The following is a 22,597-nucleotide window of genomic DNA, read 5'->3' on the forward strand; positions in this document are numbered from 1 at the left end:
TCTCCCGGTAGTCGTTGTGATTAGGGTGCGGATGGTGCGGGCGTCATTGCGTGCAGCCGGTCCGCCGCCTGCATCGGCTGGTGCAGACGCCACAGCAGGCCGGCGGCGATCGCCGACAGCAGCGCGAGCAGGGCGAAGAACGCGCCAGGGGTGAAGAGGCTCCACAGGCTGCCCACCAGGCCGGCCGCCAGGCTGCCGGAGAAGGTGACGAGGAACCACGCCGCCACCGTCGTGCTGCCCAGATGGCGCGGCGCCAGGCGTGCAAACAGGCCCAGGCCAGTCGGCAGGATGAACAGCTCGCCGATCGTCAGCACCAAAAAGAACAGCACGAGCCAGATCCAGCCGGTGACCTGGCCATTGGCGGTCCAGCCCACCGCCGCCAGCAGCAGATAGGCCAGCGCCACGATCAGCGCGCCACACGCCATGCGCCGCAGCGGTGCCTGGTCGATGCCGGCCGCCGCCCGGCGGTGCCAGTAAGCCAGCAGGGGCGGCGTGAGCAGCATCACGAACAGTGGATTGAGCGACTGGAACCAGGTCATCGGAATCAGAAAGCCCCCGGCCGCACGATCGACGCCGCTGTCGGCCCATAGCGCGACCGTGTTGCCGACCTGCTCGTAGGCGGCGCGAAACACGGTGACGGCCAGGCCGATCCCGATCAGCACCATGATTGTTTCGCGGCCCAGGCCGCGCGGTGCGTCGGTCGTCGCGGTGGACCTGGCGGGCAGGGTCTCGGGCGGCAGGTAGCGCGCCCCGCCGACATAGATGGCAAGGCCGAGCAGCATGCCGATGCCGGCCAGGCCGAAGCCGTAGTGCCAGCCATACAGCTCGCCCACCGTGCCGCAGATCAGCGGCGCGAGGAAGCCGCCGATATTGATCCCGACGTAATACACGTTGAAGGCCCAGCCACGGCGCGCGTCGCCGCGCGCATACAGGTCGCCGACCTGGCTTGGCAGCGTGGGCAGGAACAGGCCGTTGCCCAGCGCGATGGTGGCCAGCGCCAGGTAGAACAGGGCGTCGAAGGTCATCATGAAGTGGCCGGCCGCCATGACCGAGGCGCCAATGATGATGGCGCGCCGCTTGCCCAGGACGCGGTCGGCCAGCATGCCGCCGAGGATCGGCGTGAAATAGGCGGCGGCCGTGTAGGCGCCGTAGATGAACGAGGCGTGGGCCTGGCCGAACAGCAGTTCCTTGGTCATGAAGTAGACCAGCAGCGCGCGCATGCCGTAGTACGAGAACTGTTCCCACATATTCGTCAGGAACAGCACCGTCAGGCCGCGCGGATGGCCGAACCACGTGAGCTGGATCTGTGTGCCGGTCATGCCGTGGCCTTTGCCGTGCTACCGCCCCAGACGTCGGGACCTGACCAGACATTGCCGGCAACGTACTCGACGCCCGGTCGGCGATCGGCCGCCAGAAAGATCGGGCCGTCCAGGTCGACGATGTCGCATTCCTGGCCCAGCACGAAGCTCGGGGCCATCGCCAGGCTCGAGCCGCCCATATTACCGACCATGACCTGCAGGCCCAGGCGCCGCGCTTCCTGCGCCATCAGCAGGCCCTCGGTCAGGCCGCCGCATTTGTCGAGCTTGATGTTGACGATGTCGTAGCGCCCGACGCTGGCGGCGATGTCGTCCAGCGACTGGATGCTTTCGTCACCCGCGAGCGGAATCGGCGAGCGCAGGCCTTCCAGGCTGGCTTCGTCACCGCGCGCCAGCGGCTGTTCGAGCAGGGCCACGTCCTGTTCCACGAGGCCGGCAATCAGCGCATCGAGCTGGCCTACCGTAAAACCCTGATTGCCGTCGACGCCGAGCCAGACCTCGGGCCGCGCGGCGCGGATCGCCGCCACGCGCGCCAGGTCGAGTGCCAGGTCGCCCGTCAGCTTGATCTTGATCGAGCGTGCCTGCGCGTGGCGCTGCGCAGTGGTGGCCATCGCCGACGGCGTGTCGGCGCCCAGCGTGAAAGTCGTGCGCAGCGGCCGTGGCGCGGTTTTGCCGGCCAGCTGCCAGACCGGCACACCGGCGCGCGCTGCCTCGAGCTCCCACAGCGCGCAGTCGACGGCATTGCGCGCGCCGCCAGGTGGCAGGATCGCGCGCAATGCGTCGCGCGTCGGGCCGGCGGCGATCGCGGCGCTGGCGCCCTCGAGCTGCGCCAGCATGTGCGGCACGTCGTCGCCCAGGTAGTACACGCCGCCGCCTTCGCCGCGCCCGCTGTGGCGGCCATCGCCCAGCGTCACGACGACGACGTTGAACGCGTCGAACAGATAGCCCGAGATGCGAAACGGCGTGGTCAAGCGCAGCTTCTCGACGGCGACCGTCACGGTGAGGCGGGCCATCAGTAGGCCACCGTCATGGACAGCAGGCCGAAGCGCAGGCAGACATAAGCGATCAGCAGTGCGGAGGCCAGGAACAGCACGCTCCACACGCGGCGCAGGCGCCCCTGGCCAGGTGCGAACGCCAGTTGCAGATTGCGCGCGCCGGCCAGCAGCGCCGCCACGAAGGCCAGCAAGCCGCCGATCTGCAGGAGCCACAGCCACGGGTCGAGCGAGGCGGTGGCATATTTGAGGCTGATATCTAACACCGACACGATGCCGACCCAGCCTGCCAGCACCGCCAGGCAGGCCGCAGCCGCAATGCGCGTGGCCAGCGCCGCCTTGCGCGCTGGTCCCGTCAACGCATGCTGCAGCTTGAAGCGGCGGCGCACGATCCAGCCGGCCGGCATGGCCAGCACCGCGAACACGAACACGGCCAGCGCCACGTACAGTGCAGGCAGCAGCCAGGCGCCGTTCTTCCCGGCCGGAACGGGTTCCATGACCATGAACGGCGACATGAAGTCCATGCTCCAGCGGACCACGCGATCGTTGACCACATGCGCCGCGAGACGGTCTTCGCCATTGCGGTCGCGCCAGACGAACGGCGCGATCTCGACCCATTCGCGGGGCCGGCCGTTGGTCCCCACCATGGCCGGGATGACGAGCGCGCCCTTGTCGTCAACGGTCACCTTGACCTGGCCGAGCAGGTCGAACACGGCGAAGAAGTTGGTCTCGGCGCGGCGGCTGCTTTCCCACGAGCCGGTCATCATCTGTGCGTGCTGCGCGGCGAGCTTGGCGTCGACGCGGCCATCGGGCGGCAGGGTAGAGGGGAAGTAACGGTCCGAGAAGTCCTGGAACACGGCGCTGCGCAGCGGGTTGGAGCCGCCTTCGCGCCCGCCGCTGTTGACCGACAGGTACAGGCCGACGCCATCGTCCATGTACAGGTGCAGTGACGTGTGGAACGCTTCGGTGTCGCCCAGGTGGGCGATCACGCTGCGGCCATTGACGTTGGTTTCGAAAAAGCCCAGTTCCATGCGGTTGAGCGGTGGCAGCAGGGACGCGGGGTTGACCTTGTCCAGCGAACTGCTGTGCATCGCGTTGGCAGTGGCCTCGGACAGGACGCGCGCGCCGTTGAACTGGCCTTTCTGCAGGTGCGCGATCATGAAGTTGGCCATGTCGGTGCCGCTGGCCGACAGTCCCCCGGCCGGCGCCGAGTTGACGACCTCGAAGCCCAGCGGCGGCTGGCCCGGCTTGCTGTAGCCGGTGGCCACCAATGGCGCCAGTGCGGGCGGCAGCGGCTGGCGGAAGCTCGCAGTGCGCATGTTCAGCGGCGCGAAGATGCGCTGCTCCACATAATCGTCGAACGACATGCCGGCGATGCGGCCGACGATGTAGCCGGCCAGCGACGTGGCGTAGTTGGAGTAAGCGGGCGTGGTGCCGGCGTCAAAGATGCGCGCCGGGACGCGTTCCTTGAGCAGTTCGCCGAGCGGGCGGATGTCCGCCTTGTCGTAGACGATCAGGTATTTCACCGACTCTTCGAAGCCGGCTGTGTGGGTCATGATCTGGCGCATCGTGACAGGCTTGCCGGCGCGCGGGGCGATCTTGAAATCGAGGTATCCGTTGATGTCGGCATCCAGATCGAGCTTGCCCTGTTCGACCAGTTGCATGACAGCGGTCCAGGTCACGAGCTTGGAGACCGAGCCGGGACGAAACAGCGTGCGATCCGGATCGACCGGTGTGCGCTTGTCGACATCGGCGTAACCGAAACCGCGCGCGGTGAGAATCTGGCCGTCCTTGACCACGACAACCACCGCGCCGGGGATGTCGCTCTTGTTCAGCGCAAACGGCATGTAGCCGTCGAGCCAGGTGTCGACGTCCGTCTTGTCGAGCGTTTTGCCATTGCCGGCACGCGGCGCCGCAACCAGCGTTGGCGGCGGCCCGGATGGCGGCGTCGCCACCGGCTTGGTGCCAGCAGGCGAGGGCGGCACGGCCGGGGCCTGGGGCGCTTGTTGCGCGGCGGCGCCGGCGCTCCAGCAGACAACGCTCATCAAGACCATCTTCAGAAATCTCATCAAGGCTCCCTATCCATACGGTTGATTGCGGTCGATCGGGCCAGCCTATAAAATAAAGCTTGATCCGAGTATTTTTCTCTGATTAGAGAAATATCTACCCAATCGGAAACCATGTCAACACTTTATGAATGCCGTCCATGACCTCTGAATCCCCGACCCTTGGCGCGTTGATCCGCGGCCTGCGCAGCCGCAAGGGGTGGACGCTGAAAGAAATGAGCACAAACAGCGGCATCCCGGTCTCCACGCTGTCGAAGGTGGAGCACGGCCAGCTGACGCTCAGCTACGACAAGCTGTATCAGCTGAGCCAAAAGCTCGGCATGCGCATGTCAGAGCTGTTTGCCGAAGAAGACAAGGGTGCAGACACACCGGTGACGGCGCGGCGCAGCATCGGCGACCTGGCCAGCGCAGTGCGGGTGGAGACGCCCAACTACGACTACCACTACCTGTGCGCGGAGCTGCGCCGCAAGCGGATGATTCCCGTGATCGCGCGCATCCGCGCCAAGTCGGTCAAGCAGTTCGGGCAGCTGGTGCATCACTCGGGCGAAGAATTCACCTACGTGCTCAAGGGCGCGGTCGTGCTGCACAGCGAGTTCTACGATCCGGTGGTGCTCAGGGAAGGGCAGTCGATCTACTTCGACTCGAGCATGGGGCACGCGTACCTGGCGCCGGAAGGGTGCGACGAGGCCGAGGTGCTGACCGTGATGTCGAGTGAGGATGAGGAGCAGATGCAGGCGATCATGTCGTCGCACGTGCACGAGAACACGCACACCCCGGCGCAGTCGACGACCGACAGCGCGCCAGCGGTGGCGGCAAAGCCGGTCAAGCCCCGCAAGCGCAGCAGGCAGGATGGGTAGCCTGCTGCGCTGCGGTCATTCGTAGCGCAGGCAATCCACCGGCAGCAGGCGCGAGGCGCGCCGGGCCGGATAAAAGCCGAAGAACACGCCCACCGCCGTGGCAAACCCGCACGCCACCATCACCGCGCTGATGGTGAGATAGACCTCAAAATCGGCAAACTTCGTGATCAGCGCCGCGCCGCCGGCCGCGATCGCGATGCCGACCAGGCCACCGGCCAGGCAGATCACCACTGCCTCGGCCAGGAACTGCATCAGCACGTCGTTGGGCCGCGCTCCGATCGCCATGCGGATGCCGATTTCGCGCGTGCGCTCGGTCACCGACACCAGCATGATGTTCATGATGCCGATGCCGCCGACCAGCAGTGAAATCGCGCCGATCAGGCCAAGCAGCAGCGCCACGCCGGCCGTGATCTTGTTGGCCGTTTCGGCGATCGTGTTCAGGTTCTGCACCCGGAAGTCGTCGGGATCGTCGACGCGGATCCGGTGCCGGCTGCGGATGACTTCCTTGATGTCCTCGATCGCGTCCGTCATCGCCACCCCGGGCCGCCCCTGCGCGTTGATGTAATGGACATTCTGCGGAAACGGCGACTTGACCAGGTTGGCGCTGGTCGCCGTGATCGGCACCAGGATCTGTTCGGCCAGGTCGGTGCCGTCGGTCTGGCGACCTTCGCCGGCCAGCACGCCCACCACCTGGAACGCGACGTTCTCGATGCGCAGAAACTGGCCGAGCGGGTCGGCGCGGTAAAAGAACTGGTCCGCGACCTTCTGGCCGATCACCACCAGGCGCGCGCTGGCGCGCACGTCGCTTTCGCCAAACAGCGTGCCCTGGTCGACCTTCCAGTTGCGGATCGTGAACATCGCCGGCGTCACGCCCATGACCATGCTGCTGGCGTTTTCGTTGCCGGCGGCGACCTTGAAGCTGCCCTGCAGCGCCGGCGCGGCGCCGGTCAGGCTGGGCAGCGCGTTGAGTGCCTCGGCATCGTCCAGCGTGAGCACCGCGACCTTGCCTTCACGGGCGCGCTGGGCGGCCGTGCGGTCGCCGCCCGGCATTACGTAGACCATGTTCGTGCCCAGCATCTGCAACTGCTTGCCGATGAAGCGCTGCATGCTGTCGCCCAGTGCCAGCAGCAGCACGACCGACGCGATACCGATCACGATGCCCAGCATCGTCAGGGCAGTGCGCAGCCGGTTGGCTGCCATCGAACGGAACGACTCGATCAGGACCTGGACCAGGTTCATCGCGCTACTCCGGCGTGGCTGCTTGCCAGTTGCAGGCCTTCGGCCGCCGGGCCGTCGTACAGCACGCGGCCATCCTTCAGGCGCACCAGACGCCGGCTGTAGGCAGCGACATCGGGTTCGTGCGTCACCAGCACGATCGTGATGCCGCGCTCGCGGTTCAGGGTGCCGAAGCTGGTCATGATGTCGTCGCTCGTGTGGGTGTCGAGGTTGCCGGTGGGTTCATCGGCCAGCAGCAGCGGCGGATCGGTCACCAGTGCGCGCGCGATGGCCACGCGCTGCTGCTGGCCGCCCGACAGCTGGCTTGGCGTGCGTTTGGCAAATTCGCCCAGGCCCACGCGCTCGAGTTCCTGCACCGCGCGCGCCTGCGCCTTGGCGCGGCCCATGCCACCATAGATCAGGGGCAGGGCGACGTTCTCGGCCACGCTCATGCGCTTGATGAGATTGAAGCTCTGGAACACGAAGCCGATCGTGCGGTTGCGGATGTCGGCCAGTTCGGCACGGCCCAGCGTGCGCGTGTCGACGCCATTGAGCAGGTAGGTGCCGCCGGTGGCCTGGTCGAGGCACCCGAGGATGTTCATGAGCGTCGATTTGCCGGAACCCGACTGGCCCATGACCGAGACGAAGTCGCCGTGCTCCACGCGCAGGTCGACGCCGTGCAGTACCGGGGTTTCGACTGCGCCGCTCAGGTAGGTCTTGACCACGCCGCGGATGTCGATCAGCGGCCCTGTCATGGATTCTCCGGTGTGACCAGCGAGCGGGTGACGACGCGGTCGCCCGCCTTCAGGTCGCCCGACACGACTTCGGTATAGCGGAAGTTCGAAAGGCCGGCGCGGATATCGACGGGCTGCGGGTGGTTCATCGCGTCCAGCTTGTAAATCTTGAACATGCGCGTGGTGTCGCTCGCGCTGCGGAATGCGACGTCGTCGTCCTTGACCGGCGCGGGAGTGGGTGCAACGGCGCCCGGTTTGGCATCCTTGTTGCGTTTTCGCTCGGCCTCCTGCTCTTCTTCCGACAGCCGGAAGCGCAGCGCGGTGGTCGGGATGCGCAGCACGTCCGGGCGGTTCGCTACCACCAGCCGCACCTGCGCCGTCATGCCGGGCTTGAGCAGTTCGTCGACGTTGTCGACGTCGAGCACCACGTTGTACGTGACGACGTTCTGCACGACGTTTGGCGCGAGGCGGAACTGGCGCATGGTGGCGGCGAATTCGCGGTCGGGATAGGCATCGACGACGAAGCGCGCCGGCAGGCCGTCCTTGAGCTGGCCGACGTCGGCTTCGGATACGCTGGTATCGATCTGCATCTTGGTCAGGTCTTGCGCGATCTGGAACAGGTTCGGCGTGTTGAACGACGCCGCCAGGGTCTGGCCCAGGTCGATCGTGCGCTTGATGACGACGCCGTCGATCGGCGAGCGGATCACGCTGTTGTTCAGGTCCGCCCTGGCGCGGTCGTGCTGCGCCTGCGCCAGCGTCAGGTTGGCCTGCGCGACCTGCATCTCGCGCTTGGACTGGTCGAGCGCGAGACCGGACAGGAAATTCTGCGCCACCAGCTGCTCGTTGCGCTCGAACGTGGCCTGGGCCAGGCGCAGGCTGGCGCGCGCCGACGCGATATTCGCTTCGGCCTGGCGCACCTGGGCATTGAAAATGGTCGGCTCGAGCTTGAGCAGCACCTGGCCTTTTTTCACGCGGTCGTTGAAGTCGGCATTCAGCTCAGCCACGGTGCCCGACACCTGCGAGCCGACATTGATCAGCGCGACCGGATTGATGGTGCCGGTGGCGGTGACGGTCTGGTTGATGGCGCCGCGATCGACGACGGTGCTGCGGTATTGGGATGGTGGTACGGCGTCGTCCTTGCGCTTGACCACGGCAACGGCGACGGCGACAGCGGCGAGGACGGCAACGGCGATGACAACGCGCTTCCTGGTGAAGATGTTCATTGTATGTATGCCAGATAAATACCAAGTAAAGGCCGAGTTTGATGCACCGGTGCGCGAATGGCAATGCATGGCGCATTGGCAGGCCTGAATTTGGCGGCGAAGCCCCGCCAATTTTGGAAAAAGGAGGGCGCCGATCCGCTAGAATGGCGTATTCCCTTTTTACCGAAGCATCATGACTCAAGACGAACTGAAACAAGCCGTAGCGCGCGCCGCCATCGATTACGTGGTCGAGGGTGAAATCATCGGTGTGGGCACCGGCTCGACCGCCAACTTCTTCATCGACGAACTGGCGAAGATCAAGGACCGCATCAAGGGCACCGTCGCGTCGTCCGAAGCCACGGCAAGCCGCCTGCGCGGCCACGGCATCCCCGTGTTCGACCTGAATGACGTCGAATCGATGGCGGTCTACATCGACGGCGCCGACGAAATCAACGCGCAGGGCGCGATGATCAAGGGCGGCGGCGCCGCGCTCACGCGCGAAAAAATCGTCGCGTCGGTGGCAAAGAAGTTCGTCTGCATCGCCGACGGCTCCAAGCTGGTCGAGACGCTCGGCGCATTCGCGCTGCCGGTCGAAGTGATCCCGATGGCGCGCGCGTCGGTGATGCGCCAGCTGGCGGCACTGGGTGGCCAGCCGAAGCTGCGCCTCAAGGCCGGTACCGATCAGGCGTTCATCACCGACAACGGCGGCGAACTGATCGATGTGGCGGGTCTGAAGATTACCGATCCGGTGGCGCTCGAAGAGAACATCAACCAGATCGTCGGCGTGATCGCCGTTGGCCTGTTCGCCAAAGCCGGCGCCGATGTCTGCCTGCTCGGCACGGCAGACGGCGTCAAGACCCTGTCGCTGTAACCGGAAACCCGACCATGAATCGTGCGCTGCTGCTGTCCGCTCCTTCGCTCGCTGCCTTGCTGGCGGGTTGCTCTGTCTTTGGCAGTTCGATCGATTTGTCCGAGCCTGCCGTTGTGGCGCCGGCGGCGTCGACCGACGTGACAGCGATCCAGCGTACGCCGTTCAAGGTCGGAGAATCGTCGCACACGGTCGAGAAGCTGGCCAAGGCGCAGGCCTGCACCAGCACGCAGGGCGCGGGGCTGGTGACCGAGCCCGGGCCGATCGAGGTCTACCGGATGCAGTGCCAGAATGGCCAGGTGTTCATGGCGCGCTGCGAGCTGCGCCAGTGCAAAAAGATGTAAGACACCAGGCGTAAAAAATCCCGCTCGCGGCCAATGCCCCGAGCGGGATTTTTTTCACGTACAGCGCGCGGCGTGCTTACACCGGTGGCGGCACGTAGCCCATCGCCTGGTCGGCGCCTTCGCCGAAGAAGTGCTTCTCCAGCTGCGTCGCCAGGTATTTGCGCGCGCGGTCGTCGGCCAGGTTCAGGCGGTTTTCATTGATCAGCATGGTCTGGTGCTTGAGCCATGCCTGCCAGGCTTCTTTCGAGACCTGCAGGTACAGCTTCTTGCCCATCTCGCCGGGGACCGGTGGGTAATCCAGGCCTTCGGCTTCCTTGTTCAGTTTGATGCAGTGGACGGTGCGGGCCATCGAGTACTCCTGTTATTCGTTCGGTGATTCGGTCGTTAAGACGCGTATTATAAAGTCTTGATCAAGACCTGTGAGCGGCGCTGCCAGTTGTACATGTGCTGCCGGTCTTTCGGCAGGTCGTCCACGGTGGCCGGCACGAAGCCGCGCTTCTTGAACCAGTGCGACGTGCGCGTGGTCAGCACGAACAGCTTGGTCAGGCCGGCCGCGCGGGCGCGGTTTTCCATGTGCTTGAGGATGCGCTCACCGTCGCCCTGCGTCTGCGCGTCCTGGCTCACGGTCAGGCAGGCCATCTCGCCCATCTTCGATTCGGGGAACGGATACAGCGCGGCGCAGCCGAAGATCACGCCATCGTGGTCGATGACCGAGAACTGGTCGATCTCGCGTTCGATCAGCTCGCGGCCGCGATAGACCAGCGTGCCGTCGGCTTCAAGTGGCTCGATAAGCTTGATAATTCCGCCAACGTCCTCAATTGTGGCCTGACGCAGGCTTTCGAGGTTCTCGTGGCTGATCATGGTCCCCACGCCATCGTGGGTGAACACCTCGAGCAGCGCCGAGCCGTCCATCTCGAACGGAATGATGTGGGCGCGATCGACGCCGGCATTGCAGGCCTTGATCGCATGCTCCATGTAGAACGCGGCCGAGTCGGACAGGAAGCCCGCCTGCAGCACGGCTTCGGCCATGTGCGACGACAGCTCGCGGATCTCGGTGCCGGCCGCATCGACGATCATCGGTGTTTCGGTAATGAAGATCAGCTTGTCGGCATGCAGCGCGATCGCTGCCGACGCGGCGACGTCTTCCAGCGTCAGGTTGAAGATTTCGCCGGTGGGCGAGAAACCCAGCGGCGAGAGCAGCACCAGGTTGTCTTCGGTCTGCAGGATCGGGTGGATTTTTTCAGCGGCGATCTTGCGCGTGACGCCCGTGAGTTCGAAGTCGACGCCGTCGATCACGCCAAGCGGGCGGGCCACGACGAAGTTGCCCGAGACGATGCTGATCTGGGCGTTGGACATCGGCGTGTTGGGCAGGCCCTGGCTGAAGGCGGCTTCGATATCGAGACGCAGTTCGCCGGCGGCTTCTTTCGCGCATTCGAGGGCGGCGGTGTCGGTGACGCGCACGCCGTTGTGAAAGCGCCCCTCGACGTTACGCAGTTCGAGCTGTTCGGCCACCTGCGGACGCGAGCCGTGCACCAGCACGATCCGGATGCCCAGGCCGACCAGCAGTGACAAGTCCTGCGCCAGTACTGGTAGTGCGCCGGCAGCAACGAGCTCGCCGGGGAAGGCGACCACGAAGGTCTTGCCGCCGAATGCGTGAATGTACGGCGCGACCGAGCGCAGCCACTGGACGAATTGGGTAGGAGTTTCCATTTGCCGCATTATAATTCGCTGCGCGATGTGCGCACCAAAACCTTGTAAAAATCAATGTCTGAACAGAGTAACAAGCCTTCGCAACGACCGGCGCGCGCCGTAGACGCCACTTCCAATGCCACCGCGGCCCCTGCACCTGCCCAGCCACGTCCACGCCGCGCGCGTGGCGACGGGCAGCCACGCCAGCAGCTGCCGCACCGCGAGGATGTGCCACGCGAGCGCAATCCGCTGCCGCCGATTACCTTTCCCGAAGACTTGCCGGTCTCGGGCCGGCGCGCTGAAATCGCCAGGGCGATCCAGGAAAACCAGGTCGTCATCGTCTCGGGCGAAACCGGGTCGGGCAAGACGACCCAGCTGCCGAAGATCTGCCTGGAACTGGGCCGCGGCAGCAAGGGCCTGATCGGCCACACGCAGCCACGCCGGATCGCCGCGTCGTCCACCGCCAAGCGCATCGCGCAGGAACTGGGGACGCCACTGGGCGAGCACGTGGGCTTCAAGGTGCGCTTCAACGACACGCTGCAAAAGGGCGCGTCGGTCAAGCTGATGACCGACGGTATCCTGCTGGCCGAAACGCAGACCGATCCGCTGCTGCGCAACTACGACACGATCATCATCGACGAGGCGCACGAGCGCAGTCTGAACATCGACTTCTTGCTCGGCTACCTGAAGCAGCTGATGCCGCGCCGGCCGGACCTGAAGATCATCATCACGTCGGCGACGATCGACGCCGAGCGCTTCGCGCGCCACTTCGGCAAGGGCGATGGCGCCGACTTGAAACCGGCGCCGGTGATCGAAGTATCTGGTCGCCTGTATGCTGTGGAGGTACGTTATCGCGCGGTCGATCGTGATCCGGTCGTGGGTGTTAATACGCCCAAGCCCGGCGAGACGCCGAATCTCGCGCCAAAGGCACAAGCCGCGCGCGACAAACGCGACCTGATGGATGCGGTGGTCGATGGCGTCGATGAAGTGTGCCGCCTGGGGCAGGGCGACGTGCTCGTGTTCTTGCCGGGCGAGCGCGAGATCCGCGATTGCGCCGAGGCGCTGCGCAAGCACCATCCGCCGCATGTCGAGATCCTGCCGCTGTTCGCGCGCCTGTCGGTCGAAGAGCAGGATCGCGTGTTCCGCACGACGAATGCGCGCCGCATCGTGTTGTCGACCAACGTGGCCGAGACGTCGCTGACCGTGCCGGGCATTCGCTATGTGGTCGACACGGGTCTGGCGCGTGTAAAGCGCTACAGCTTCAGGAACAAGGTCGAGCAGTTGCAGGTCGAGCCGATCGCGCAGTCGGCCGCCAACCAGCGCGCCGGCCGCTGCGGCCGTGTGGCCGATGGCGTCTGTATCCGCCTGTTCGAAGAAGACGATTTCCTCAAGCGTCCCAAATTTACCGAACCCGAAATCCTGCGCTCGTCGCTGGCCGCCGTCATCCTGCGCATGAAGGCGCTGCGCCTGACGGACGTGGAGACCTTCCCGTTCATCGAGGCGCCGCAGGGCCGCGCGATCGCTGACGGCTACCAGCTGCTGCAAGAGGTTGGTGCGGTCGACGACACCAATGAACTGACGCCACTGGGCCGCAAGCTGGCCAAGCTGCCGCTCGACCCGCGTGTGGGCCGCATGATTCTCGCCGCGCTCGACAACGGGTGCCTGACCGAGATGCTGATCGTGGCCTCGGCTTTGTCAACGCAGGACCCGCGCGACCGTCCCATCGAGTACCAGCAGCAGGCCGACGAGAAGCACAAGAAGTTCGCCGACGAGCGCTCGGAGTTTCTCAGCTACCTGAAGATCTGGGCCTGGTTCGAAGACGCGATCGAGCACAAGAAAACCAATCGCCAGCTGCAGGAAAACTGCCGCGCCAACTTCCTGTCGCAGGTGCGCCTGCGCGAGTGGCGCGATGTGCATTCACAGCTGCTGACCATCGTGCGCGAGCAGGGCTGGCGCCTGAACGAGTCACCGGCAACCTACGAGCAGCTGCACATCTCGCTGCTCACCGGCCTGCTGGGCAATATCGGTTTCAAGGCCGAGGACGAGCAGGCCGGCATCTATCTGGGCGCACGCGGCATCAAGTTCCACATCTGGCCCGGCTCGACGCTGGGCAAGAAGGCAGGGCGCTGGATCATGGCGGCCGAACTGGTCGAGACGACGCGCCTGTATGCGCGCACGATCGCGCAGATCCAGCCGGAGTGGGTCGAGAAGGTCGGCGCGCACCTCTTGAAAAAATCCTGGGGTGAGCCGCGCTGGGAGAAAAAGCAGGCGCAGGTCACGGCGCTCGAACGCGCGACGCTGCACGGCATCGTCATCTACGGCGCGCGCCGCATCAACTACGGCCAGCGCAATCCAACCGAAGCGCGCGAGATCTTCATCCGCGACGCGCTGGTCGCGGGCGACTACGAAACGCGCCTGCCGTTCTACATCCACAACCACAAGCTGGTGAAGGACATCGAGAACCTCGAGCACAAGTCGCGCCGCCAGGACGTGCTGGTGGACGACCAGCTGATCGTGGCCTTCTACGACAGCGAGATCCCGCGCGACATCGTCAATGGCGCCGGTTTCGAGAAGTGGTACAAGGACGTCGCGCGCGAGAACCCGAAGCTGCTGTACCTGAACCGCGAAGAACTGATGCGGCACGAAGCGGCCGGCATCACCACCGAGCTGTTCCCGAAGACGATGACCGTCACCGGCATCGAGATGGGGCTGTCGTACCACTTCGAGCCGGGCAGCGTGCGCGATGGCGTCACGCTCGCCGTGCCGCTGTTCGCGCTGAACCAGATTCCGCAGGAGCGCGCGGCGTGGCTGGTGCCGGGCATGATCAAGGAAAAGGTGCATCTGCTGCTCAAGTCACTGCCGCAAAAGCTGCGCCGTCACTGCGTGCCGCTGCCGGACTATGCGGCCAAGTTCGTCGAGCGCATCCACGCGGCCGGCACGTTCGGACGGGGCGACCTGATCGACGTGCTGATCGCCGACGTGCGCGCGCAGACCGGCACGCTGGTGCTGACGGCCGACTTCAAGATCGAGACGCTGCCAGCGCACATGTTCATGAACTTCAAGGTGATCGACGAGCATAGTCGCCAGCTGGACATGGGCCGCAACCTGGCCACGCTGCAGGCCGAACTGGGCGGGCAGGCGCGCGAGAGTTTCCAGAAGATGGCCGAGTCGGCGCCGGCATCGAGCAGTTCGCTCGCGCGGTTGGCGCGGCCTGGCGCAATTGGTTCCGGCGCAGCGGCTACTGCTTCTGCTGCACCCGCCGCGGCGCCAACGGCCAAGGGCAAGGGCGCCCAGCCGGCCGCGCCGGCGGTGGCCTCGGCCAAAGGTGCATCGACGAGCAGCCAGCACACGGGCCTGACCGCCTGGACGTTTGGCGACTTGCCCGAGCTCCTGGAGATCAACCAGGGCAAGCTGACGCTGATCGGCTTCCCGGCGCTGGTCGACAAGATCACGCACTGCGATCTGGAAGTCTTCGACGACCCGAACGTGGCGGCGCGTACGCACCGCGTGGGCCTGCGCCGTCTGTTCGCGCTGCAGTTCAAGGAGCAGCTCAAGTTCGCCGAGAAGAACATCCCCGGCCTGCAGGGCATGGGCATGCAGTTCATGAGCCTGGGTTCGCAGGAAGACTTGCGCGACCAGATCGTGGCCAAGGCGATCGACATCGCCTGCCTGCAGGATCCGCTGCCGCTCAATGCGGCGCAGTTCAACGCGCGCCGTGACCAGGGCAAGGGCCGCATTGGACTCTTGATCAACGAGGTGGCGCGCCTGGCGGGTCAGGTGCTGGCTGAATTCCACGGCATGCCCAAGCGCGTGCAGACCCTGCCGCAGGCGGTGTCGGCGGACATCATGGGGCAGTTGCAGGCGCTCGTGCACAAGCGCTTCATCGCGGACAACGAGTACAGCCAGCTGGCGCACTTCCCGCGCTACCTGAAGGGGATCAACGTGCGGCTGGAGAAGCTGCGCGGTAATCCGACGCGCGATGCGCAGCTGATGGCGGAGTGGCAGTCGGCAGCAGCGCAGTTCCAGCGCACACTGAAAAACATGGGGTCGAAGAACAACGATCCGCGCATGATCGAGTTCCGCTGGATGCTGGAAGAGTTGCGGGTGTCGCTGTTCGCGCAGGAGCTGAGAACGCCGATGCCGGTGTCGGCCAAGCGCTTGCAGAAGGTGTGGGAGTCGATGCAGCGGTAATGACGGTGCATGGTTGACAGCTTGGTTGACAGCTTGGTTGTCAGCCTGGCGCAGCCATGCAGCGTCGTCGTTCAGTTACCCGATATTGCTGCCCCGGATCCGGCTCAGATCATCGTCGTCGCCCAGGTTGCCGGCGCGTGGATCCAGACTCGCGCCCGAGCCCTGATTGAGCGACGAGTCGCTCATGCTGCTGCCCGATCCGGCAACACTCGCCGAACCGGCCGATCCTGCGCCCATGCTCGAGCCCATTGCGCCGCCGGCGTAGGTGCTGCTGCCGGTGGCCGCGCCGCCCATGCCAGCCGTTGGCACACCCGGGCCCATGGTCGGTGCGCCCGAACGCTGCGGGTCGGTGCCATAGAAATCGTGGACGTCGCCGGCCCAGATCGAGTCAGCCATGTCGGGCCACGCGTCCTTGTCGAAACCGGGCGCGGATTTCAGGCGGTCTTTTTCGATGCCCAGCACGAAACGTTTGTTGACCGTGTCGAGGTGCAGCGCCTGCCATGGCACGGCGAACAGTTTTTCGCCCATGCCCAAAAAGCCGCCGAAGGCCAGCACGGCGTAGGCGACCTGACCGGTCTGCATGTCGAGCATGATTTCCTTGATCTCGCCAAGGTCTTCTTCGTTGGCATTGACAACATTTTCGCCAATCAAGGTATCAGCCCCCATCAGCGATGGTCCCGGACCTGCGATGGAGCTGTCCTTGTACATGCCATATTTGTCGCGATCTGCGTAGCCCATATGTTCCTCCATGTGACGTTGTGAACAGTGCCCGCGGCCAACCCGATCTGGACTAACCGTCGCCCTGTCACGCCATGGTAGGACGCTATTGGATTGGGGCGCGCGCGCCAGCGCTTTGGACCGGGTGCGTTCTCTGGCGATGGCAAAATGCAACAAACAATACTAATGCGTTGCGGAAATACAATTTTACCGGTTTGCCTTGGAACGATCGGCTACATTGATGGATCGACAGGAATACGTTAATGGCAATTCTCATCCCATCACTCAGCGCCTGCACGGCGCGCATGACCTCTGGTGAACGGCGCTTCGCTGTGCGCCTCGAAGACAAACTCGAAGATGACTATCTGTGCTGGTATGACGTGAGCATCGGCGCGCGTAACCAGCATCCCGACTTCATCGTGTTTCATCCTGCACGCGGCTTGCTGGTGCTGGAAGTAAAGGACTGGCGCCTCGGCACCCTGGTCAGTATCGACAAGCAGCACGCCGTGATCGTTACCGATGCGGGTACCAAGCAAGTCTTGAATCCGCTGGAGCAGGCGCGCCAGTATCTGTACGCCGTCACCAACAAGCTGGAAGGCGATCCGATGCTGATCTGGCCATCGGGTAGCTTGAAAGGGAAATTCTTCTTTCCCTACGGTTGTGGGGTCGTGCTGAGCAATATCACGCGCAAGCAATTTGACGATGGCGCGTTGGGCGAGGTTCTTCCGGCGCACCTCGTTATTTGCCAGGACGAGATGACGGAGAGTGTGGACGACGAAGCGTTCCAGGCGCGGTTATGGGGGATGTTCCCGATCAAGTTCAAGATGAAGCTGTCGTTGCCGCAAATTGACCGTGTGCGCTGGCATATGTTTCCTGAAGTGCGTATTGGCGTTCAGGCCGATCCGTGCGAAGAACACGGCCAGATCAGTACGGAAATCCCGGACCTCATCCGTGTCATGGACCTGCAGCAAGAGCAGCTGGCGCGCAGCCTGGGTGAAGGGCATCGCGTGATTCACGGCGTGGCGGGTTCGGGCAAAACGCTGATCCTGGGTTATCGCGCCGAGCACCTCGCAAAGCTGAGCCAGCGGCCGATTGCGATCCTTTGCTACAACAAGACCCTGGCAGCCAAGCTGGCCGCCATGATCGAGCAAAAAGGGTTGGGCGATAAAATCGTGGCCATCAATTTCCACGCGTGGTGCATGCGCCAGCTTGACACCTATCACGTCGACAAGCCCGCTAAATCAGCCGATCTGGATGCTTATTTCGAGGCGTGCATCGATAGCGTGATCCGGGGCGTGGACAGCGATCTGATTCCCCGGGGGCAGTACGACGCCGTACTGATCGACGAGGGGCATGACTTCAAACCGGCCTGGTTCAAGCTGATCGTTCAAATGGTCAATCCTGAAACCAAATCGCTGCTGGTCTTGTACGACGATGCACAGTCGATTTATCACACGGCAAAGAAGCTGAAATTCTCGTTCTCGAGTGTTGGCGTGCACGCAGCAGGGCGCACCACCATCCTGAAACTCAATTATCGGAACACGGCTGAAATCCTGGCGGTGGCGCGCGCCTTTGCCGCCGAGCTGCTCACCGCGCACAATACCGAGGATGATGAAGCGCCGACGGTCCAGCCGATGAGCACAGGCCGGCATGGTCCGAAGCCGATTCTGGTGCAACTGCCAAGTCTGCAGAAAGAAGCTGAATTCCTGGCCGATAAACTCGTTGCGGCCAGCAAGACCGGCACGCCATGGGGCGAGATGGCGCTGATCTATCGGCGTTATGGCGTCGGTAAAGTGCTGGCCGAGGTATTGCAGCGGCGCGACATTCCGTTTCAATGGCAGCAGGCAAAAGGCATGGCCTATTCGCCGGTACACGACAGCGTCAAGCTGATCACCATGCACAGCAGCAAGGGGCTGGAGTTTTCACTGGTGGGCATTCCCGGCCTTGGCGCCGAGTTGAAGGAAGAGGACATCGTCGAGGACGAGGCGCGCCTGCTGTATGTGGCGATGACCCGTGCCACACATGAGCTGGTAATGACGTGCGATGGCATCACACCCCACACAGACAAGCTCAAGCGCGCAATGACGGTGCTGGAAACAATGTAAGTGTTGCGTAATCGCACGCCATGGAGCAGCCTGATGCCAGCAGGTAAGACTATGCGAACCAGCGTACAGAAGAGCTAAACGGCAATGGTTAATCTGCAAAGCAATACTTTGGAGAACAATCATGACCGTCACCTCACGCTGCAACAACGCGGGGCCGCTGGGCCGCCGGATCCCGACCCGCCCGTTCGCGGCGTTGCTGGTGCGTCTGCTGCGCCGTCGCTGAGCACGCAGGTTGTCTAGTCCACCCGGCAAGACCGGGCGGACATGCTAGTGGGCGCTTACGGCTGCCCGCCGCCACCTGCCACGCCATACACATGGCCGGTGGTGTAGCTCGATTCATCCGACGCCAGCGTGACATAGGTCGCCGCCAGTTCGGCTGGCTGGCCTGGACGCTTCATCGGCGTGTCTTCCCCGAACTTTGCGCGGCCCTCCGGTGAATTGCCGCCCGCCAGTTGCAGCGGTGTCCATACCGGGCCCGGTGCTACCGCATTGACCCGAATCCCTTTTGAGGCCATCTGCTTGGCCAGCGACTTGGTGAATGCTACCTCGAACGCCTTGGTCGACGCATAGTCGAGCAGTTTTTCCGGCGGATCGTAGGCCGTCTGCGACGACGTGTTGATGATCACGCTGCCTGGCTTCATGTGCGGAATCGCTGCCTTGGTGATCCAGAACACCGCATACACATTGGTCTTGATCGTCCAGTCGAACTGTTCGCTGGTGATGTCGAGGATCGAGTCGTGGTTCTGCTGGCGCGCGGCATTGTTGACCAGGATGTCCAGGCCGCCGAGTTCGCGCACGGCGGTTTCCACCATCTTCTTGCAGAACGCTTCATCGCGGATATCGCCCGGTACAGCCACTGCCTTGCGGCCGGCGTCGCGGATCAGTTGCATCACTTCGCGTGCATCCGGCTCTTCGGCCGGCAGGTAGCCGATCGCCACGTCCGCGCCTTCGCGCGCGTACGCGATCGCGGCAGCGCGGCCGATGCCCGAGTCGCCACCCGTGATCAGTGCCTTGCGGCCAGCAAGGCGGCCACTGCCGCGATAGGTGGTTTCGCCATGGTCAGGGCGCGGTGTCATCTTGCTGGCCAGGGCAGGCCATGGCTGATCCTGATTCGGAAACGGTGGACGCGGATAGCGCTTGGCCGCTTCGCGCGCGGCGCCGGCGGCCGGCTGGTTGCCGCCCGCGGCTTGCTGGGCCAGGGCCGGTACGGCAGCGGCCGAGGCGGCGACGCCGGCGGCCACGGTGCCGACGAACCGGCGGCGCGATGGCGCCATGTCTTGCGTGGTCTGGTTCTCGACCTTCTTGTCTTCCGAATGCATGCTTGCTCCTTGAATGTGGTGGCAGGGTGCCGGTAGCGGTCACAATGTTGATAAAGATGTTAGTCGTTATCGAAAAGTCATGGTGTTCGGTAGCGGTGGAGCAATGTCTTGTGAGGGAAGTCAAAGACGCTTGAACGACAACAGGATGCGAGCTTCATCGCGGTGATGAAAACTGAACTGGCGGGCCAGGCAGGTGTCGAACTCCGACTGTAACAAGGGAGCCCACCGTGACATCGTTCAGATTCGTGAAATCAGGCCCGCGTCGCGCATTGCTCGACCATCCCCGGCCGGCAAGGGCGATGGCGGTCCCGCACCAGCAGGGCAGCCTTGAGCGGCTCGCGGCCCTCATCGCAGACAGCAGGTCGACGCAACGCTGCTGCCCGCATTGCGCTAGCCGGCAACTGAACCGGCATGGCCAGGCCAATAACCGCCAGCGCTTTCGCTGCCGCCAGTGCCGCCGGACATTCAACGACCTGACCGGCACCCCGCTGGCGCGGCTGAGATTGCGCGACAAGTGGCTCGATTACATTGTCATGCTGCGCGAAGCCAGATCAGTGCGCGCAGCGGCGGCCCAGGTTGGTGTGCACAGCAATACCGCGCTGCGCTGGCGTCACCGCTTTCTGGACGAGACTGATAAAGAACGGTTGTGGCCCACTGACAAAGTTCGCCGCACACTGAAAAAGGCCACCACGAAGCAATGACGTTCGCCGCGACAGCCAGGGAATCCCGGTGCGTGCGTCATGAGGACGTGGTTCGGGCAGCGGCGCCAGTGCACTGCGCCGGAGTCGCTTGCCGCACCGTTGCCGTGGTATCGGCATGCAGATTGACCTCGAGTCTGTCGCAGCTCGCAGCGATATGGCTGGTCATGGCATAAATCAGGGTTGCCATGCCGGTCATTTCGAGTCCTTCCTCGGTCATGACAAGCACGTTGTAGAGCAGACCGTCGCCCTGGCTTTCCATGACACTGCCATTGATCAGTTCCATGCCGAGACAGCCGCCGAGGAACAGGCTTGCTGCCAGGATCATCCGGCGGCGGGTGGCAACGGGCAACCGCAACATGAATTTGAGGAAGAACAGCGAAACCGTGAACGCGCCAATCAAGCCCGGCGCGACCCAACTGAAATACATCAGGCCAAGGTTTGTGCCATTTGCCGGATCGGAGCCCCCCAGCATGGCGCGCATCGGCACAGTCATTCTTTCATGCACCTGGAAGCATTCATCGTAAGACAGAAACAGGAAGCCAGCCGCCAGGACAGTCCAGTAGATAGCGTCCCGGTCACCACGACTTTTTGCGTCCAGCGCAATCACGGCAAACAGGGCAGCGCTGCACAGTCCGAGGCACACCGAGAAAAACGTCGGAATATTGCCTTCGACATTGACGTCGAACAGAGGAACCAGGCCATAGACTGTGTCGTGCCCCAACCCCAGACGCATGACAAGACCTGCTGCGTGCGCGCACAGAAGACAGACGATGATCGTGCCCAGAAAGTAGGCAACCGAGCGGGGGCTGCTGGACAGGCGATAGGCGGACATATTGTTTTCTCCAAGATGATCGCCAAGAAATTTCTGTTCGAATAACAGGAACTGTACAGTTCTGTGACAAGACGATGACAACCGTAAGGCGGAGATTACCTTATTAATAAGACATCGTAAATGGTCGATTTCTGGTATGTAAAGACATCGCGCGGGCAGATTCTGGCACGGGATGCCAGGCACGTAATGGCTGCGGCAAGCAATAATACGGACGTAAAAAGGCGCAGTCAGTGTTATCTGTTGATGACGCTGATAGCAATGCGGAGCAATTGTTCTGGAAAAATAATTCGCTCTCCATCCAACGCCCAGCGCCAGCCCAGGTAATTGGGCAGGTAGCGCGACGCCACGCCGCGAAACCCCTGTAGCCAGGTTTTGAATTTAACGCTGACTGCGCCCAAAAAAAACGGGTGACCCGGCAAAGCCGCGTCACCCGTTTTCAGGGCACTACCGAGTCGCTGACAATCAGTCGACGGTCGCGCCGCTGTCTTTCACGACTTTCGACCACTTGGTGGTTTCAGCCTGGACGAACTTGGCGAAGTTCTCAGGCGTGTCGCCCACGTACTCGGTGCCGGTGTCGGCCAGCACGCGCTGGAAGTCAGGCGACTTCATGACCTTCTGCGTTTCGGCGTTGATCTTGTCGACCACGGCCTTCGGCGTCTTGGCTGGCACGAACATGCCATACCACGCATACGATTCGATTGGCAGGCCGGCTTCGGCGAAGGTTGGTACATCCGGCAGCAGCGGCGAACGCTTGTTGCCCGAAATGGCGATTGGCTTGACCTTGCCGCTCTTGATGTGCGGCATGATCGCGATGGTGCTGTCGAACATGATCGGAATGTGGCCGCCCAGCAGGTCGGAAATCGCCGGCGCCGAACCCTTGTATGGGACGTGAACCATGTCGAGCTTGGTCACGCCGCGGAAGATTTCACCGGTCAGGTGTTGCGGGGTACCGTTACCGGCTGACGCATACGAGAACTGGCCGTTCTTCGACTTGATCAGGGCCAGCAGTTCCTTGACGTTCTTGGCCGGGACCGATGGGTGGGCAACCAGCACCAGCGGCGCGCGCAGCAGGTTGGTGACCGGGATCAGGTCGGTCGCCGGGTTGAACGCCATTTTCTTGTACAGGCTCGGGTTGATCACGATTGGTGCGCTCGAGGTGATCAGCATGGTCTGGCCATCGGCCTTGGCGCGGGTGACCGCTGCCGAACCGATATTGCCGCCGCCGCCGCCACGGTTATCGATGACGAACGACTTGCCCAGCGCGGTCGTCAAGCCTTTGGCCAGCGGGCGCGCCGCGATGTCCGACGGGCCACCTGCCGGCCATGGCACGACGACGGTCACGGTGTCGCTTGGCCAGGTTTGGGCGAAGACGCTGGTAGAAAGAACGGTTGCCGCGAGAGCAAAGACAAGGGTTTTTCCGCTGGATGGGAAGACGCGCATGGTGTTGTC

At 63.7% G+C, this 22,597-nt stretch carries 18 protein-coding genes; 6 read left to right on the forward strand and 12 right to left on the reverse strand.

The genetic code is table 11. The annotated features are described in order from the left end of the window. Nucleotides 1-20: 20 nt before the first annotated feature. Genes IFU00_04570 through IFU00_04580 form a run of 3 tightly spaced genes read right to left on the reverse strand, consistent with a single transcriptional unit; the run spans nt 21 to nt 4,362 of the window. Entirely contained in the window at nt 21-1,319 is a 1,299-nt protein-coding gene (locus tag IFU00_04570; protein ID MBD8541557.1) for a peptide MFS transporter, read from the reverse strand. Then, on the reverse strand, nt 1,316-2,329 hold the full coding sequence (locus IFU00_04575) for a dipeptide epimerase (protein MBD8541558.1): 1,014 nt from the start codon (nt 2,327-2,329) through the stop codon (nt 1,316-1,318). Before IFU00_04575 ends, IFU00_04570 begins: the two co-directional genes overlap by 4 nt. Then, complete coding sequence (locus IFU00_04580; protein ID MBD8541559.1) at nt 2,329-4,362, reverse strand: beta-lactamase family protein; 2,034 nt, start codon at nt 4,360-4,362, stop codon at nt 2,329-2,331. Before IFU00_04580 ends, IFU00_04575 begins: the two co-directional genes overlap by 1 nt. 152 nt (nt 4,363-4,514) lie before the next feature. On the opposite strand from IFU00_04580, the gene IFU00_04585 reads away from it, so the two are divergent. Continuing rightward, nucleotides 4,515-5,231: a helix-turn-helix transcriptional regulator gene (locus tag IFU00_04585; protein ID MBD8541560.1), complete on the forward strand. Its 717-nt coding sequence runs from the start codon at nt 4,515-4,517 to the stop codon at nt 5,229-5,231. Nucleotides 5,232-5,246: 15 nt separating this feature from the next. Here IFU00_04585 and IFU00_04590 read toward each other — a convergent pair whose 3' ends face one another. Genes IFU00_04590 through IFU00_04600 form a run of 3 tightly spaced genes read right to left on the reverse strand, consistent with a single transcriptional unit; the run spans nt 5,247 to nt 8,403 of the window. Further along, nucleotides 5,247-6,431 (reverse strand): ABC transporter permease, encoded by a 1,185-nt coding sequence (locus tag IFU00_04590; GenBank protein MBD8541561.1) that lies wholly within the window; start codon nt 6,429-6,431, stop codon nt 5,247-5,249. 35 nt (nt 6,432-6,466) lie between these two features. Continuing rightward, nucleotides 6,467-7,201 (reverse strand): ABC transporter ATP-binding protein, encoded by a 735-nt coding sequence (locus IFU00_04595; GenBank protein ID MBD8541562.1) that lies wholly within the window; start codon nt 7,199-7,201, stop codon nt 6,467-6,469. Further along, nucleotides 7,198-8,403, reverse strand: coding sequence for an efflux RND transporter periplasmic adaptor subunit (locus IFU00_04600; protein ID MBD8541563.1), 1,206 nt, complete (start codon nt 8,401-8,403; stop codon nt 7,198-7,200). Before IFU00_04600 ends, IFU00_04595 begins: the two co-directional genes overlap by 4 nt. A gap of 172 nt (nt 8,404-8,575) precedes the next feature. Here IFU00_04600 and rpiA point away from each other — a divergent pair, with 172 nt between their 5' ends. After that, the gene (gene rpiA / locus IFU00_04605; protein ID MBD8541564.1) at nt 8,576-9,253 is read left to right on the forward strand and encodes a ribose-5-phosphate isomerase RpiA; all 678 of its coding nucleotides are present in this window, start codon (nt 8,576-8,578) and stop codon (nt 9,251-9,253) included. Nucleotides 9,254-9,267: 14 nt separating this feature from the next. Next, nucleotides 9,268-9,594, forward strand: coding sequence for a hypothetical protein (locus IFU00_04610; GenBank protein ID MBD8541565.1), 327 nt, complete (start codon nt 9,268-9,270; stop codon nt 9,592-9,594). A gap of 76 nt (nt 9,595-9,670) precedes the next feature. Here the strand turns inward: IFU00_04610 and IFU00_04615 are convergent, their stop codons facing one another. Then, nucleotides 9,671-9,943, reverse strand: coding sequence for an oxidative damage protection protein (locus tag IFU00_04615; GenBank protein ID MBD8541566.1), 273 nt, complete (start codon nt 9,941-9,943; stop codon nt 9,671-9,673). A gap of 47 nt (nt 9,944-9,990) precedes the next feature. Beyond that, on the reverse strand, nt 9,991-11,304 hold the full coding sequence (gene argA, locus IFU00_04620; GenBank protein ID MBD8541567.1) for an amino-acid N-acetyltransferase: 1,314 nt from the start codon (nt 11,302-11,304) through the stop codon (nt 9,991-9,993). 54 nt (nt 11,305-11,358) lie between these two features. Between argA and hrpA the strand changes: the two genes are divergently transcribed. Continuing rightward, nucleotides 11,359-15,474: an ATP-dependent RNA helicase HrpA gene (hrpA, locus tag IFU00_04625; protein MBD8541568.1), complete on the forward strand. Its 4,116-nt coding sequence runs from the start codon at nt 11,359-11,361 to the stop codon at nt 15,472-15,474. A 75-nt stretch (nt 15,475-15,549) separates the two neighbouring features. On the opposite strand, the gene IFU00_04630 is transcribed toward hrpA, so the two are convergent. Next, nucleotides 15,550-16,212: a PRC-barrel domain-containing protein gene (locus IFU00_04630; protein ID MBD8541569.1), complete on the reverse strand. Its 663-nt coding sequence runs from the start codon at nt 16,210-16,212 to the stop codon at nt 15,550-15,552. Between the two features lie 284 nt (nt 16,213-16,496). Here IFU00_04630 and IFU00_04635 point away from each other — a divergent pair, with 284 nt between their 5' ends. Then, on the forward strand, nt 16,497-18,296 hold the full coding sequence (locus IFU00_04635; protein MBD8541570.1) for an NERD domain-containing protein: 1,800 nt from the start codon (nt 16,497-16,499) through the stop codon (nt 18,294-18,296). Between the two features lie 278 nt (nt 18,297-18,574). Here IFU00_04635 and IFU00_04640 read toward each other — a convergent pair whose 3' ends face one another. Continuing rightward, entirely contained in the window at nt 18,575-19,615 is a 1,041-nt protein-coding gene (locus IFU00_04640; protein MBD8541571.1) for an SDR family oxidoreductase, read from the reverse strand. Between the two features lie 227 nt (nt 19,616-19,842). Here IFU00_04640 and IFU00_04645 point away from each other — a divergent pair, with 227 nt between their 5' ends. After that, complete coding sequence (locus IFU00_04645) at nt 19,843-20,316, forward strand: IS1 family transposase (protein ID MBD8541572.1); 474 nt, start codon at nt 19,843-19,845, stop codon at nt 20,314-20,316. Nucleotides 20,317-20,353: 37 nt separating this feature from the next. Here the strand turns inward: IFU00_04645 and IFU00_04650 are convergent, their stop codons facing one another. Together IFU00_04650 and IFU00_04655 are read right to left on the reverse strand one after the other, a co-directional pair. After that, nucleotides 20,354-21,148 (reverse strand): hypothetical protein, encoded by a 795-nt coding sequence (locus IFU00_04650; protein MBD8541573.1) that lies wholly within the window; start codon nt 21,146-21,148, stop codon nt 20,354-20,356. 462 nt (nt 21,149-21,610) lie between these two features. Beyond that, nucleotides 21,611-22,588, reverse strand: coding sequence for a tripartite tricarboxylate transporter substrate binding protein (locus IFU00_04655; protein ID MBD8541574.1), 978 nt, complete (start codon nt 22,586-22,588; stop codon nt 21,611-21,613). Between the last annotated feature and the right edge of the window lie 9 nt (nt 22,589-22,597).

This window comes from Oxalobacteraceae sp. CFBP 8761 (assembly GCA_014841595.1).
GTDB lineage: Bacteria > Pseudomonadota > Gammaproteobacteria > Burkholderiales > Burkholderiaceae_D > Telluria.